Below are 16,364 nucleotides of genomic sequence, written 5' to 3'. Positions count from 1 at the left end.
GACTGTGCAAAATCGTTACGATTTGCTCCTCTGTAAAATTGCTTTTTTTCATTTGGATACCGTTTAAAAGTGAAATTTATAATTTTTTCTACTTTTAAATGGATACGGTTCGGGGAATGAGGACAGGGTCTCTCTTCTAAAAAATCTACCTCAGTTGTGGTTGGAATCAGGGTTTTTTCATAAACAATCGAACCAAATAAGGATAATGAAGAAGTAGACAACTCGCCGTTGCCACCGCTGAAATCAAAATCTCCGATGGGAGTTTCCCAATTTCGTCTGAAAGGCAGCCACCCAAAAGAAGAGCGTCCGTCGTCTGAGTCAACGCTTGCGTTATCTGTACCGATGAGGGTTATACGTACTTTGAAAGCGGTTCCAAGTTCTTCGATAGCAAACCTGAGCCTTGCTGATACGCGTACCTTTCTGCACTTTTCCTGATTGTTGTTTACTATTTGCTCACCAATGAGCATAGCCGCATTTTCTACTTTTGCCATGGTTGTACGTGTTTATAAAGGTGAAAATTGATTGAAGAAAATAGATGAGGCTTGTCATTTTTTTACCAGTTCGTACAATTTACCAGCTGTCTCTTTCTCGCAGGCCGTCGGTTTGGTGCCCCCCTCGTCCATTACGGCAAACGTTCGCTGGCCTACGTGAAGAATCTTCATTCCCATATTGGAATTACAGGATTGAGGAAGCGGAATGTCAGTTGTTTGGGCAGGTACTTTCTTTTTGAACGGCTCGAACGTAAGTACCTGCGGACGGATGAATCCCTTGGCTGGGGCGTTTCCGTAGTAAACAACTTTATCTGAATCAAATCCTAATATGCTCTCGATATTCTGAAAATAATCAACGTTTGGCTGCCCGATGGTAGTCCACTTGTCAGTGGCAGGGTCGTAAGACCAACTGGTTTTAGTGAAAGGGGCAATATTTGCCCCCATGCCAATGGCCAGCCCTTTGCCTTTGTAGCTTGCACCAAACCCATCCGAGCCTGCTTCGCCGGGGAAGTCGCCTTTTTTTAGCCACTTGTCCGTAGGAATATCGTATTCCCACACGGCTTTGACAAAGCCTTTGCTGCTGCTGTGGCCTACGAAATAGGCTTTATCGTTGATGACAAATGAAACGGTACCCGCCGGGTCAAAGTCGGTTGGCAATGCTCCTTTCACGGTCCATTTATTAGCAACTGGGTCAAATTCGTGAATATTTGCTTTTACATCATAGGGCGTTGGCCCTACCCCCGATGGGAAAAATATTTTTCCTGTTGCAGATACCAAAGGCTTTACTTGTGGAAAAAATATAGCACTTCGGGTAATGGCTGCTTTGGCTTTTTCGGTCCATTTGTCAGTAGCTGGATCATATTCATAAGCATCGTAATACCTTTCTATATTATAATTCTCGTCTAATGTTCTACCGCCACATAATAGATACAGTTTATTATTGGCTGATACAAGCCTATAATCGCTCCTTGCATTGGTCGGGAATTTTGCTCGCTCTACCCACACGCCATTTATTTCACCTGTTACGGCTACCGCCCCCGTCTTCACCTGTACAGCCGTCCCATAAGTCGTACCCTTATCATTGGTTGCGTAAGCCCTTACATTATAGGTCGTGTTGGCTTTGAGGCTTTTAAGCTCCGAGGTAAACTTCAAAGGAAACGGCCCGCTCGTAGCACCGAGTTCGGTTTTGGTATCGGCGGTGGTTGGGGCCGCGTTGGTTTCCGACCACACGTGTCCGTGCTGACTGATGGCCGCCCCGCCGTTGGCCGAGAGGTTGCTGCTCACTTTGACACTCGTGGCGGTGATGTCGCTGCTGCCGGTGGCATTGGCCGCATTGTCGAGTGTAGGGGCGGTGGCCGTAACGGGGTTTGTAGGAGTTGTTGGCGTAGAAGGCGCAGGGTCTTCTTTTTTCTTACAGTTGACAAGTATTATAGCCAACAAAGAAAAAAGGCTTAGAGACAGAATGAGTTGTTTTTTCATGGTTTTGTATGAATAGTTTAACTGGTTGAGTTCCAATAAAGGGTTGTGCAGGAAACAGGCGTGCCCTCTTTTTGGTAATTTTTAATGTTGAAAATATTGCCGGAATACATTTTGAAAAATAGCACTACCGGCCTTCAGCTTCCCTAAAACAGAGGAATGATCCGTTGCTGTTTTTCAATACTAATTTACGCCTTGCACCGCATGCATTTCCACTCCAATGGCGTAAGTGGCAGGTTTTAAGAAGTTGGTGGCGACTATTTTGGTGTGAATGACTGTGTTTTGGAAAAACTACACAGAGTTGGAAAAGAGAAGATTGTGATAGATTTATCAGCGGGTTACCCGGCCAAGAAATCTATCACAATCTGTCGGTTATTTCTCTGCCGATTTTTCAGGAAGCTCGGCTTTTAAAAGCAGGTTTTTAAGGGTAGCAATGTCACTTTTCATTTGTGACAGTTCATCGTTTTGAGCTTTCAGTTGGGCGTTTTCTTTTTCCAACTGCTCTACTCGTCGCGATAGCTCTTGGATGGCACTGATGCCCATCGTAAAGAGGCGGTTGTAGTCCACCGTCCGAAAGTCACTGACTGATTTGCCGAAAACAAACAACTCCGCAGTAGCTTTTTGCCAACCGTTGAGCCTGAAAGTGTGGGCATCTATGAGCGTGCCTACCCGCACTTTGTGTTCTTCCTGCGCCGTGATGACCTTAATATCTTCTGCCGCAGCAAATCCGTGAGGCTGCTGTGTGCGCACGGTGAGGGTATGCGCTGCCGAATCATAACTGACGCGCTCGGCCATGGCATATACCGACGGAATGTAATCAACTATCTTTGACACCGCCTCGGGGACTGCCTGCTCTACCTCCTGAGCGATAAACCCCAGCTGCTCCTGATTGCCTTTCTGAACGGTATCAATAAATGTATAGCGACTTACCGCCAGCCGATTGAGTTGCGCCAAATCGGTATCGCCCCTACTGCGCGAGCGGAGCCGCTTATGCCGCGCATCGGAGAAGGCGTTGAATTCAGATCCGATGATACGCCCTGACGCATAAATCGAAAATGGTACCGATGCAGCGGAAGGGGCGATACCCGTAGGGCCGGTCCTGTTTAAAAATCCGTAGCCATTCAGGTTTACGGTGTTGTTGCCAAAAACGGAAATGCTGTTGTTGGTGGTAATTTGGGTAGGAGTGATGGTAAAATCACCATTGGTGCCGGTCTCCAGACGTATTTCCTCAAAGTGCATTTTCATTTGTGACTCCTTATCGTTGCCCGCCCGATTGGGGCTTATACCGCCTCCGATGGAAAAAGAATAGTCATACCCTTTAGTATTTCCGCCAGCACCCATTGCTGTTGAATACCTTCCAGAAGCGTGTGATTGATGCCCTATTGCTGTGGAAGAGTGGTTAGTTGATCTAGAAAAAAAGCCAAGTGCTGTGGAATATTGCCCAGTAGCTCTTGAATTATTTCCTTCAAAAGACAAAACTTGAGTGTTGAATTTCAAGCCACCACCTACTGCTTCTGAGTAAGGTTGAAAGGGAATGGAAACAGGATAGAGTGCTTGATAGCGTAATTTAAAACCCGGTACTGAAGGTGCTCCTGCTAAAGCTTTAAAGTGTAGTATAAAAAAACCTCCATTTAAATTAAATGGCTTATTCGGATAGGTATTTTGTAAAAAACTCAGTTTGGCCAAATATGAGGATTCATCATTGATATCACTGGATGTACTAAGAATAAGTTGATAGTCACTTGAGTTTGTTTGATTGCCGAAATCAAAACTTTCAAATGTAAGTCTAAACCCAATAGCATTAAGTACTTGAATAGATACATGACTTGCATTATTAGAAGTGCCATTTATATTGCCATTGCCTCCAGGGTCGAGGATATTGGCCGAGGAATCGGTGATGGTGGCAAGCGTACCATTGTATGGCATAATATAAGTGTTGGTAGCGGGGGCGCTTGTGATAGTGTGAACTCTGGAAACACTGAAAGACGTACCTTGTACTTCCAATGTAGCAGTCGGAGTAGCAGTGTTGATTCCTACACGATTATTATTATTTAGATATACGTCATTGCTATTTATAATCCACGGGCCGCTGCCGGGGGTGCTTACATTGGTCCAACTGCTGCCATTCCAATACTGATGCGTGTTTTGGCCTGTGTTGTAAATGGTAGTGCCGATGGTGAGCGGTCCGGTGGGGCGGTTGGCATCGGTATAGCGTGGGTACACAATACCTTTGGGGGTTATTTCACCACCGGCTTGTGCATAAGCGGCCGGACTGCTTGCGGCTAAATAGATAAAAAGGCACACAAGGCTAAGAATAGGCCGTAAGGAGCTCATGGGTTTGGCGTTCATTTTATAAATAGTTTTTTGCAAAAAAAACGAGTATAAGTATTGAAAATTAAGGGCTTATCGGTCTGGGTTATCACAGTGCGGCAATACACTTCCACACAGTACCGTTGTAATATTTCATGCAATTGGCGTTGAGGTCATAGACGATCATCCCTTTTTGGGGCAAAGCAATCAGGGCAATGTCACCCGTCGTGAGCTGCGGCAAGCTCAATAGATTGGGCAAATACACCACCGACTTGACCGACGTGAGCGGTACGGTACCGTTGCCAAAAGCAAAGCGTTCGCCGTTGTTGGGGGCAAAGAGTTGAAAAGTAGCCTGATAGGGGTTGCTGCCCGTGGCGCCAATGTCAGTACCAAAGGTCTGCCATGAGGGAAAGCCGGCGCCGGTCAATAAATAATAGAGCCTGATGCCGTTGCGGGTAAAACCCGATTTTTCGTACGTACCGGTCCAACTGACCGTGGCCGTAGGAATTCCAAATGGGCTTGACGCACTCTTGCGGAGCAGGAATTCGAGCGTTAGGCCCGGGGTAGGGGTAGGCGTAAAATTGTTGGAGAGCGAGATTCCTGCCTCCATATCACTCGGCCCCGTGGGGCTGTTCATCGTGATGGGCAGGTAGTCATTTTCAGTACCTACCGGGAATAAGGCATTCGTTTGAGCAGGGATATTTTTGAGTGCCAGCGAACCTACAATGTAGCGGGTATTGTCATAGGCCGCAACGGTGTTTGCCGAAACACTCCCTTTGATTTTTCCTCTTACAAAGACCAGACTTTGGGTGCTGAGATTGCCTTCAATGCCGTTGGGATTGTCCATATAGACGGTTCCGTTGGTCACTTGCAGGTTGTTGATTTGCTGCGTAGCCGTGGGCGTATGGGTACTGTTTCCAAAACGCACACTGCTGTTGAGGCCCAATCCAATAGGCCGGTTTGATCCCAAATCAATGTCATTTAATAGAATCAATTCATGGTTATCTTTTACTGTTATCCCGGTACTGACCGTCTGAGAGGTGACTTTGCCTGCCACAATGACCTGATTCGTGGACGAACCGAAGCGTACGTAGTCAAGGTAGGTGTCCAGCAGTATTTTGTCGTAAAAAGCGCATTGGGCCACGATAGGCTGGGTAGTATTGAAATGGGGTGTTGTAAAAAACACTTCCGTACTGGCAGGCACGGCTACCGCCGACGAAAACGTGGGCGTATTGTAGGTAAGGTCACCCTTGTGGCGATACACGGTGATTTGTCCTTGATTAGATGTAAGTTGTGCGCCTGATTCGATATTGAAAACAGGAACTCCTGCGACCACATTGGTCGCTCCGCCTGCACTGATGCCTCTTGCTATGATTTTGGCGGAGTAACGCAGGGGAAAGCAGCAGTTGTCGAGTTGTCCCATTAAGTTCAATGCCCCGGTGGCATTGATGGATACATTGCCATGAACGGTGATGACGGAGGCATTATCCCACGTACTGCCGCCGTTGATGGTTATGCTGCCGTCAGCAATCAGCGCACCATTGTTGACAATCAACTCCGAAGGGTGGTTCAGTACCAGACTTGCCCCGCCGTTGACATGGAGGCTTCGGGCATTGGCCGTAGATTGAACGCTGACGGTATGGCCGTTTAATATAGTGGTGGGTGCCGTAGCCGTAGGCACTACTCCACCCACCCACGTAGCCGCCTGCTCCCACGGCCCGCTCTGAGCCGATACAATAGGGCTGACCAACGGCGTACTTTTGACCGTAAAATCAGTAGGTGTGACTGACCCCAGTTGGAAAGTTCCCCCTACGGCATACAGTGGCCCGCCTCCGGCGTTTTGTCCGCCCGTAAGGTTGGCGTTACCGCTGATGTTGTGTCCATAGCAATCCGTACGGTCGAAAGCACTGTTTTCGTAGGGCTGAAGCCACTTGAAAGTGGCAGAGTACGTTCCAAACGTTGACGTTTCTTTGGTAATTCTCCATTTTCTGTTGAGGGCGTTCGTCCCCTGTGTATTGTCATCAATGACTTGTACCGAAGTATTGACGTTGGAGTTGGTTGAAAAACTCAGCACGATGGGGGCGTAGCCCGCAGTACTCCCCACCGGATATTCAAACGTGCTGATATTCATGGTTTTGGAGACTTTAGCCGTGCCCTGCGTAACGATGTACGCATTTTCGGAAGCGCCTGCTACGGGATTGGCCAAAGTAAGGCCGGTGATGGCAGGATCTAAGAAAAGTTTGCCCTGGTTGAACGTTAGGGTACCCGACACGTTCATTCGGGTAGCGGTAGAATTACCCGTAAAAAGTACGCCCGCCGGGTGGGTGTTGTTGATGTAAAGGTTCGTGACCGAATAGAATGCTTTGTTGGTAGCGGTGATGATTTGAGCATTAGTGGCGGCCAGTGCCTGGCTGCCGAAACGAAGGGTGGGAAAGGCTATCTCGGCAGAACTGTAAAACGTATTGACATTGCCATAAAGAATCATCTCGTTGGCCGTACTCCAGGGTAAGATATATCCGTAGTGGGTGAGATTTCCCCTTATTTGTACGGGTGTAAGCTGTCCATTGACCATCCCTCCCGCCAATCTGCAAGGGCTTTGGTATGATTCAAGATTGCCCACGATGGGCAGTTCGGCATTGATTGTGATAGGGTCGGCCAAGGTGGCGTACGGATTGGTGAATTTGATGGTGTTATTGATCCCCAATACCAAATCTCCTTTGGCTTTCATCATCAGTTGAGTGGGATCTACATGCGCTTGATTGAACTCAAAAGTGCCGCCCGTTATGTTTACGTTGGCATTGTCTAAAGGAGTCATATCCAGCCACGTTCCCGCCACAGGTGAACCCGTCTGGGTAGTAAAACGTAATAGCGCATCGCCCGACATGGTAAAGGAGGCATTGGGCCCAAAAGTCATCTGATGCGTACCCATCTGCTTGGCATTGTGCAGCAAATGCCCCTCCACATGTACGCGTTGCGCACCCAAACCACCACCGGCAACATTAACAAACGTAAGGGTAGCTCCTTGTTGGATGGTGAGGAATTGGGCCTCTGAGGGCTGGGCCCCGGAGGTGGCATCTACCGTCACGGTATGTCCGTTGAGGATAGTCACATCATCCGTATAAGTGGGTACGATTCCGCCTGCCCACGTAGAAGGCGAGCTCCAAAGACCGGATTGGGCGGAGTTAATTGCGTGGCTGCCAATGGCCACTGAAAGACTCAACAAAAGATATAAAAGTCTCATGGTATCAATGGTTTAGCGTTTATTGGTCGGTCAGGCATTTCCAGTCCATTCCATTGTAAATTTTCACGCAGTTGTTGGTCAGGTCATACACCAACATACCCTTTTGGGGAGAAGCAATGGCGGTAATATCGGCAGCAGTCAGTTGGGGTAAACTAAGGGCGGTAGGCAATACGACGGCGGCTTTGACCGAACTTGGCCCAGACGTGACGCAGTCGCCCGTTAGGGTGAGCGCCTCGGTCCCTCCGCTTAATTTGTTCCATGTGCCCGTGCAGGGAGGCTTGGTGGAATTGTTGGTGAGGGTATAATAAATGGTTGTAGTAGGAGTACTGCAACCATTACAGATCACCCGGCCTACCTTCCAATTACCACTATTGCGGTAGATCTGGTATTGGCCCGTGGCACTAAATACCGCATCGGCCGTAAAATAAGCATCAGTACCGGAGTCTTTTACCTCAATTGGGGTGTATTGAAAACTCCCCGAATTATTGAGTGTGTAGGTGGCATTGGCCGCCGCTGGGGTAGGAGCAGCGGTACCCGATAGTGTCACGGTTTGGGCGGACAATAAAACGACCAAAACTCCCGTAAAGCACAATGTAAGTAATAGCTTTTTCATAATGAATTGTATTGTTTTGATGTAAAAAAGAACTTAGTCTAACTTGGATGTTACCCGAGATTGCTGTTTTGATTGCTTACGCATTACCTGCGCCCTTCTGCGGGAAACTTCAAACTTTTCGCCCGATGTGAGGTAGACATAGCGCTGACGGCGACGTAAAAAAATGCTTTGCAGGTAGGTGGGGTTGATGGCGTGGCTTTTGCTGATGCGCAGCATGGTTCCTTCGGGCATAAGCTCCAGAAGATAGCCGATTGTTTTTGAAAAGAGTAGCTTTCTGCCATCGGTCAGCAGCACATGGGTGTAGTTTCGGTCGCCTTCCAAACGTAAAATTTCATCTGGTAGAAGGTGAATAAATCCTGAACAATCTCGAAGAATAATACAATTTTCCATGATGTTTTTTTAAAAAACGATTCAGAATACTTAGTCGTTGGATAGATAAATCCAGCAACCAACGGTTCTTCTTTTTCAAAGCGAGGGTGAATAATGACGGTTAAGCTACGCTTCAATCAGCCGTCGATTCCACTCAATGAGCGCGAGTGGTAGCTTTGAAGACGTAAGCTGTTAGCTTTAGTCAGTGAATGACAGAACCTGAAAATTCGGAGTGTTAAAATGATTTTGGGTCCCTTACTCGCTTTTTCTGCCGTTGACGCCAATTATCATGCAATTGAGCGCGTAATGCTTGGAAGATGAGCGCAATCCTTCCTATCTTGGTAGAACAATAGTGTGCGATTAAACCTAAAAGGATTGTCTCTTTTTGCCAGAATATATTGTTTGAGTATTTTGTGGAGTTGGGCAGCCTATGCCCAACAGGTGGAAATCATACGTCTATCGCCGGAGAGGGTCATCACCAATGAGCCCTACCTGCGTTTTGATCCGTTTGTGGTTGAGAATGATATTGTCAAAAAGGCGTATTCCAAAGAGATGCGCGTGCAGGACCACCAAGGATATTTGTGGTTTGTGGCCGACAATCAATCACTGATTCGATACGATGGGCATTATGCCCAAACCTTCGACTCTACGCGTTATTTTCATATTAGTATGACGTCGAATCGTGTGGTTTGGTCTATGAATGACGGAGGAATGGCTATTTTTGACACCATTACCGAGAAGTTCAAAAGATATCCCTCTCCGCTTATTAAAAACTATGCATTTTGGGGAGAAGCTTCAAATGCTGCCGGAAAAATATACATCTTATTTCCTGCTACTGACAACAACATTCGTTCTCCTTTTTTTGAGTTTGATACCAAAACAAACCGGTTTACGCACATCAAACTGCCCCCGGTGATCAATGGCTATACCAACCGATACGAGCCGGATACTGCTGCTTTGGCGCTCATCAAACCAATGGCGGTAGATGCACTCGGGCGCGTTTGGGGGCAGGTAGCTCATGCGTCAGATACCAATCACGGCAAATCGTTTCTGGGTTATTATGATCCTGCACTTCACAAGCTTGTCTGGTATAATTTGGCCGGGAATTATAACCCTGAAGTTGGGGGCCGCAAAGAGATGCATCAGGAGTTAAGTATTAATTCAATCGTTTCTGAGGCCAATGCCCGATATATTTGGCTGGGAGGATGGTTTCATCTGGGACTGCTCCGTTTCGATACACATACACTTCGCTGGAAGCAGTATTATTTGCCTACGTTAAAAGCAAATCAAGTGTTTACCATCAAGCCTTTTCAAAAGGATAAGCTTATAATTTACACAGATAATGGACTTAAAGTTTTTGATAAGCAGACCGAAATCATACACGAATATCCGCATGTTCCTGATGATCCATTTTCTCCTCCGTCCAACATTAATTCCTTTTTTTTGGGAAGGGGCAATACCGTTTGGTTCGGTAAACACATCGCCATTGGTGATGCGGCGGTTAGTTATTTAAGTCCTGATATTCAGGTACTGCGTGGCGCTCCTCCAAAAATAAGAAAAGAGCGGTTTAGAATATTCTGCCAATACCAAGATCACTTGTATTTCACCTATCAAACACCGCAGGGGTTTGTGTTGGCGAGTTATAACGAACAAACCGGACAATTGACCGAACTGCTCCAACAACCTGCTTCTTCTAAACCCGAGCAACATATCAATATGGCTTTGGCCGACAGCATCCATCAGGTGATTTGGTTTGTGGGAAAGGTAGATGGAGGCAGCATTTGGCAGTGGGATTTGCGCCGCAAGCGCATGTTGAAAGTACAGGATCCCATCCAAAATTCTTCGTTGCGGACAGACCAACTCTACGACATTATGTCTATTGCCCAAGACAAAGACGGGAATGTTTGGATACCTATTACGCAAACTACCTCCACTACCCAAGGCTCATTGGTTAAATATGATACCCGCCGTAAAACGTTTGTGAATATGGTCAGTATTCAGCCGCTGGTTGAAAAACGGCGACTGAGGTCGGTGATGGTCGACAGCCGGGGGATGATTTGGTTGGGGAGTTGGGATGATAACCTGATTCGTTGGTTTGACCCGACAACCAACAAACTGACCATCAAAGACGACATTAATAAAACAACGGTGGAGACAAATATTGCCATCAATAAAATGGTGGAAGACCCTAAGCGAGGGGTAGTTTGGATTGCCGCCACCATGCATGGACTTTGGAAATATACCCCGCGCACCAATCAATGGCAAAAAATGCCTTTAGACAAAAATGATGTGATCGTAAATATCCAGATCACAAATGATGGAACCCTGTGGATGAAAAGTGATAATGCACTCATACGATACAACCCAGATACGGGAGAGACCAAATATTTGGGAGCCGAATATGATCTGAAGATGTTTTCATACGGAACCTTTATCAAAGGAAAAGGCGATGAACTGTTTTTTGACCGGTTTCGATTTTACCCCCACGAAATTAAGGATGTTACGCTCAAGCCACACGTAGTATTCAGCTTTATTAAAGTATTCAATCATAACTTAGTACTTCCGAAAAATCTCAATTCCGTTGCTGAAATTACCCTGCGGCACGACCAAAGCTTTTTTACCGTAGGGTTTTCGGCGCTTTCGTATATCCAGCACCAAAAAAACCAATATGCCTATCGACTTGTCAACTTTTCGAACGATTGGATACTATGCGGGAACACGCCCTTGGCGGCTTTTACCAACGTACCGCCGGGAGAATATGAGTTGCAGATCAAAGGGGCAAATTATGACGGTGTTTGGTCGGAGGTACGCTCGCTGACAATCATCATTACGCCTCCTTTTTGGCAAACTTGGTGGTTTAGGGGGGGGGCACTTGCGTTGGCGCTGACAGTTGTTTACATCATTTACCGCTACCGCTTAGAACAACAAACGCTCAAAAGCCGGCTGCAAGCCGAGGAAGCCTTGCGCAAACAGCGTGAAGCGGAGTACCAACAGCGCATTGCGCAAACCGAAATATCGGCCCTGCGTGCCCAGATGAACCCGCATTTTATCTTCAATTGCCTCAACTCAATTCAGTACTACACGGCGCAGAACGAAGCCGATAAGGCGTCTGAGTACCTGACCAAATTCTCTCGACTAATACGGCTCGTGCTCGAAAACTCGCGCTCGGAGAAAGTGACGCTGACCAACGAACTCGAAACGCTGCGTCTCTACATCGACATGGAGGCCATGCGTTTTCAGCAAAAAGTACGCTATGAAATCAACGTTGCTCCTGATGTGGATACCGATACGATTCAAATTCCGCCGTTGTTGGTGCAGCCCTTTGTGGAAAATGCCATCTGGCACGGATTGATGCACAAAGAAACGGGCGGACAGGTGATTATTGAAGTGACACAACCGCAGGAAAATGTGCTCCGTATCGCCATCACCGACGACGGTGTGGGGCGTGAAAAAGCAGCCGAATACAAGAGCAAATCAGCGACTAAACACAAATCTTTTGGCATGAAAGTAACCACGGAGCGTATCGAACTCATCAATCAACTGTATCAAACCAATACCAGCGTGAAAATCAATGATTTAAAAGACGATTGGGGGATAGCTGTCGGCACAGAAGTAGTGGTGAAAATTCCTATTTAGTGACCGTTTACTCAAAAAAGCGGCCATTCACTCCTAAAGTAAGACAGTTGGCGCACCTTCGATTGTAAAATTTAGGCCAAAATGTTATTCTCGCGGAGAAGGAATCTGACATAGTCATTTTAGGCCTATTGGGAGTTCTATCAATGTTCCAATGGCAAACTGCCTTATACTTTTGTAATCCATATAATACTTTGAAAATTAGCTGCTTATGTATATTGGTGTTATTGGCTGGTTTGGGCGTATTTGCTCAATCAGGCGTGCTGACTAAACAAATAAGGTCGCTGGAAAAATTGTCTGTTTCCTACACCCGAGATACTCAACTTGTGGTGTCTTATTGTCGGCTGGCGCATCTTTATCAGTTCAAAAATGTCGACTCGGTGGCTACGTATGCCCAAAAGGCACTTTCTCTTTCTGAGGCCCACGATTGGCCCAAAGGTCGGATTCTGGCATTTCACGAACAGAGCAATTATTTGGTTTTTGACGGACGCTACCACAATGTCATGGACATTTCTCGGCAGGCGCTTACTTTAGCGCAATTCACTCGGTGGCCGTTGCATGAAGCCCACGCCTACCGTTTTATGGGAGATTGCCACGCCGAATTTAAGCAATGGGATTCGGCTCAGGTATACTATGATAAAGCGGTGGTGATTTTTAAAAAACTGAAAAACGATAGTATGATTGTGCGATGCAAGGTCAACATGGGTGACCTGTATCGCGGTAAGTCAAATTTTAGGGTCGCCGAGCGTTATTATCAATCGGCCTTGCAGGATTATTATCGTACACATTCTGATTTTGGCATAGGCTTGGTCAATTGGAGCCAAGGATATCTGCACGTCATGCAACATGAGCTGGATTCGGCACTGGCTCATTTTCAGAAAGTGGAAAAAATAGCCTATAAATTAGACAACGTATTTGCTCAGGCAGCTATTTATAACGAAATGGCGGGCCTTCAACTTCGCAGGGGGCGCTTTTCGGAAGCGCTGCGGCTTGCTCAATTGGCTTTGGATTATTCTCGAAGGTACCATTCCAATCAGCAGATTTTCTGGGCATCTTTCATAACGACCCAAGCGTATAAGGGCCTCGGAAACTACAAAGAGGCGTTACATTTTTCAGAACTTGCGCTCAATCAGCGCGATTCTATGTATTATGAAACGTTTGAAAGCCGTCTGAATCTTTATAAATCCCAATATGAAAAAGATTTAGCCCTGCAAAAACAGGCCAATGAGGTGCAGAACAGAAATCGTCAGTTTTGGATTATGGGAGGATTTTTGGGGGCATTCATTATTATTTTGTTGTATCGAAACAGCTTATTGTCTCAACGAAGGGAAAAACAGGATGCTGAGTACCAGCAACGGATTGCCCAAACCGAGATTTCGGCGTTGCGTGCGCAGATGAATCCGCATTTTATTTTCAACTGCCTTAATTCGATTCAATACTACACGGCGCGCAATGAAGCCGATAAAGCATCTGAATACTTGACCAAATTTTCCCGACTGATACGGCTCGTGCTCGAAAACTCGCGCTCGGAGAAAGTAACCCTCTACAACGAGCTCGAAACCCTGCGCCTGTACATTGAAATGGAAGCCATGCGGTTTCAGCAAAAAGTGCAGTCGCAAATCCGCGTAGCTTCTGGCCTCGACATAGAGACCATTCAAATTCCTCCTTTATTGATTCAGCCCTTCGTTGAAAATGCCATCTGGCACGGACTAATGCACAAAGAACAAGGAGGCACCGTAACGATTGATATTCAGCAACCTGACGAAACGCTGCTCCACATTGAAGTGATTGATGATGGAGTGGGAAGACAAAAGGCCGCAGAATTTAAAAGTAAGTCTGTGACCCAGCAAAAATCCTTCGGTTTGAAAGTGACCTCGGAGCGCATCGACCTCATCAATCAATTGTATCAAACCAACACAAGGGTAGAAATCATAGACCTAATGAATGCCGACGGGCAAGCCATCGGTACCAAAGTGAGTATTGATATTCCCATTTAACTTCGTATTGTTATGTTAAGCGCCATAATCATTGATGATGAACCCAATGCTGTCAATTTGTTGGCTTTGCGATTGTCCCAGCATTGTCCTCAAATTGAGGTAGTTGCGACCTGTACCGGTAGTGTCCAAGGCGTTGAAGCCATTAAAACACATCGACCTGAAATCCTGTTTTTAGACATTGAGATGCCGCAAATGAATGGTTTTCAAGTGTTGGAGGCGGTGGGAGATATTGCTTTTTCGCTCGTTTTTGTCACGGCATACGACCGCTTTGCGCTCAAGGCGTTTAAGTACAGTGCCTTGGATTATTTGCTCAAACCGATTGATACTCAGGAACTGATTGCTACGGTCCAAAAAATCGAAAAGCAACATCAGACCAGTCCCCAACAGATTCAGTATTTGCAGCAGCAGCTTACTGGCACGGCCAAAGTCTTGCCCGACCGTTTGGCGTTGCCCTACCAAAACGGCGTCACATTTGTGGCCGTACACAACATTCTCTATTGTGAATCCGATGATAAATACACCCGTTTCTACTTGTCTGATGGGCAGGATTATCTAGTCACAAAAACCCTACGGGAGATTCAGGAATTGTTGGAAGAAAGGGATTTTTTGCGGGTACATCGTCAGTACTTGATTAACCTAAACCGAATCAAAAAATTTGTTAGGGGTGAAGGGAATTACATCGTAATGGACAATAATCAAAGTATTCCAGTTTCGAGAGGTCAGAAAGATCGTTTGATGGAACGATTTGGTTGGTTGTGATAAAAGCAGGGGAAATTGGGCGTTAAAACCGATTTTTGGCCTCAAAAACAAGTATGTATGCTACTTGGAGTTCTTACTAGGGGTAGAAGTAATTCAAACCCTTGACAAATGAAACATATCCCTTTTTCACGACGGAAATTTCTAAAAACGGCGGCCTTAGGTACGGCGGCGGTAGGAATTCCGACCATTATTCCTGCCCATGCATTTGGGGCCAATGACCGCGTGCGCGTGGCGGTAATTGGTGTAAACGGTCGCGGTAAAGACCATATTTCTGGTTTCTCAAAATTGGCAAATGTGGAAGTAGCTACCCTTTGCGACGTTGACAATGTTGTGCTTCAAGAGCGCGCGGCCGACTTTGAGAAGAACCATAAAAAGAAAGTAAAGACAGAACAAGATTTGCGGAAAGTCTATGAAGATAAGGACATTGATGCCGTGAGTATTGCCACGCCCAACCATTGGCACGCATTGGCGGCCATTTGGGCGTGTCAAGCTGGCAAGGATGTCTACGTAGAGAAACCTGCCTGCCATAATATTTACGAAGGTCGAAAACTGGTCGAAGCCGCATCTAAATACAACCGTATTGTGCAGCACGGCGTGCAGTTGCGCAGCTCCGTCGCCATTCAGGAGGCCATTAAACACCTGCGCGACGGCCTGATTGGAAACGTTTACATGGCTCGCGCCTTGATATTCAAATGGCGGCCCGATATTGGCAATCAGGGACCATCGGCGGTACCTGCGGGTCTGAACTGGGATTTGTGGCAGGGACCAGCGCAAGCCCGTGAGTTTTCCAAAAACTACGTACATTACAACTGGCATTGGTTTTGGGAATACGGCAACGGCGACATCGGCAACCAAGGTATCCACGAAACTGACCTTGCTATGTGGGGGCTCAACGTAGGGTTGCCCGAAGAGATTACTTCTACGGGCGGCAAATTCCTTTGGAACGACTGCAAAGAAACCCCCGAGACGCTCACGTCGAGTTATATTTATCCCAAACAGAAAAAAATCATCGAGGTGGAAGTGCGCCCTTGGATGACCAACAAGGAAGACGGCGTGGAAGTAGGAAACCTTTTTTACGGCGACAAAGGCTACATGGTTATCAACGGCTACAACGATTATAAGACTTATCTTGGCAGGGAACGGACTCCTGGCCCAGCCCGAAAAGAAGGCGGCGACCATTACAAAAACTTTGTGGATGCGGTGCGGGCGCAGGACAAAAAACTCCTGAACGGCCCCGTAGAAACGGCGCACATGGCGGCTTCATTGGCGCATTTGGGCAATATCTCGTATCGACTGGGGCGCACGCTCAAGTTTGACCCTGAAAAAGAAACATTCGTCGGTGACAAACAAGCCAATGCGATGCTCACCCGCAAATACCGCGCACCGTTTGTTGTACCTGACAAAGTCTAAAATAGTGATATTCTCAACCACAGAGGAATGGAGAATCACAGAGAGACCTTTTTAACTCTGTGTTC

At 46.7% G+C, this 16,364-nt stretch carries 10 protein-coding genes; 4 read left to right on the top strand and 6 right to left on the bottom strand.

Annotated features, from left to right (window positions below):
• The 6 genes from DVG78_RS10415 to DVG78_RS10390 form a co-directional block, all read right to left on the bottom strand.
• On the bottom strand, nt 1-491 hold a 491-nt coding region (locus DVG78_RS10415; protein ID WP_147277040.1), incomplete at its 3' end, for a hypothetical protein.
• Nucleotides 492-545: 54 nt separating this feature from the next.
• Nucleotides 546-1,970, bottom strand: a complete 1,425-nt coding sequence (locus DVG78_RS10410; RefSeq protein ID WP_147277039.1) for a Kelch repeat-containing protein — start codon at nt 1,968-1,970, stop codon at nt 546-548.
• 369 nt (nt 1,971-2,339) lie between these two features.
• The gene (locus tag DVG78_RS10405) at nt 2,340-4,316 is read right to left on the bottom strand and encodes a tail fiber domain-containing protein (protein ID WP_114461013.1); all 1,977 of its coding nucleotides are present in this window, start codon (nt 4,314-4,316) and stop codon (nt 2,340-2,342) included.
• 70 nt (nt 4,317-4,386) lie between these two features.
• A complete protein-coding gene (locus DVG78_RS10400; RefSeq protein WP_114461012.1) occupies nt 4,387-7,518 on the bottom strand; it encodes a G8 domain-containing protein in 3,132 nt (1,043 codons plus the stop codon).
• 19 nt (nt 7,519-7,537) lie between these two features.
• Nucleotides 7,538-8,131, bottom strand: coding sequence for a phage tail-like protein (locus tag DVG78_RS10395; protein WP_114461011.1), 594 nt, complete (start codon nt 8,129-8,131; stop codon nt 7,538-7,540).
• A gap of 33 nt (nt 8,132-8,164) precedes the next feature.
• Entirely contained in the window at nt 8,165-8,521 is a 357-nt protein-coding gene (locus DVG78_RS10390) for a LytTR family DNA-binding domain-containing protein (RefSeq protein ID WP_114461010.1), read from the bottom strand.
• A gap of 354 nt (nt 8,522-8,875) precedes the next feature.
• On the opposite strand from DVG78_RS10390, the gene DVG78_RS10385 reads away from it, so the two are divergent.
• The 4 genes from DVG78_RS10385 (at nt 8,876) to DVG78_RS10370 (ending at nt 16,299) form a co-directional block, all read left to right on the top strand.
• Nucleotides 8,876-12,136, top strand: coding sequence for a histidine kinase (locus DVG78_RS10385; protein ID WP_147277038.1), 3,261 nt, complete (start codon nt 8,876-8,878; stop codon nt 12,134-12,136).
• A 191-nt stretch (nt 12,137-12,327) separates the two neighbouring features.
• Nucleotides 12,328-14,130, top strand: coding sequence for a tetratricopeptide repeat-containing sensor histidine kinase (locus tag DVG78_RS10380; RefSeq protein ID WP_158550000.1), 1,803 nt, complete (start codon nt 12,328-12,330; stop codon nt 14,128-14,130).
• 12 nt (nt 14,131-14,142) lie between these two features.
• Nucleotides 14,143-14,889: a LytR/AlgR family response regulator transcription factor gene (locus DVG78_RS10375; protein WP_114461007.1), complete on the top strand. Its 747-nt coding sequence runs from the start codon at nt 14,143-14,145 to the stop codon at nt 14,887-14,889.
• 108 nt (nt 14,890-14,997) lie between these two features.
• Nucleotides 14,998-16,299: a Gfo/Idh/MocA family oxidoreductase gene (locus DVG78_RS10370; RefSeq protein ID WP_114461006.1), complete on the top strand. Its 1,302-nt coding sequence runs from the start codon at nt 14,998-15,000 to the stop codon at nt 16,297-16,299.
• Nucleotides 16,300-16,364 lie beyond the last annotated feature (65 nt).

The organism is Runella aurantiaca (assembly GCF_003339505.1).
Lineage (GTDB): Bacteria > Bacteroidota > Bacteroidia > Cytophagales > Spirosomataceae > Runella > Runella aurantiaca.
This window is presented reverse-complemented; position numbering and strand designations above follow the sequence as displayed.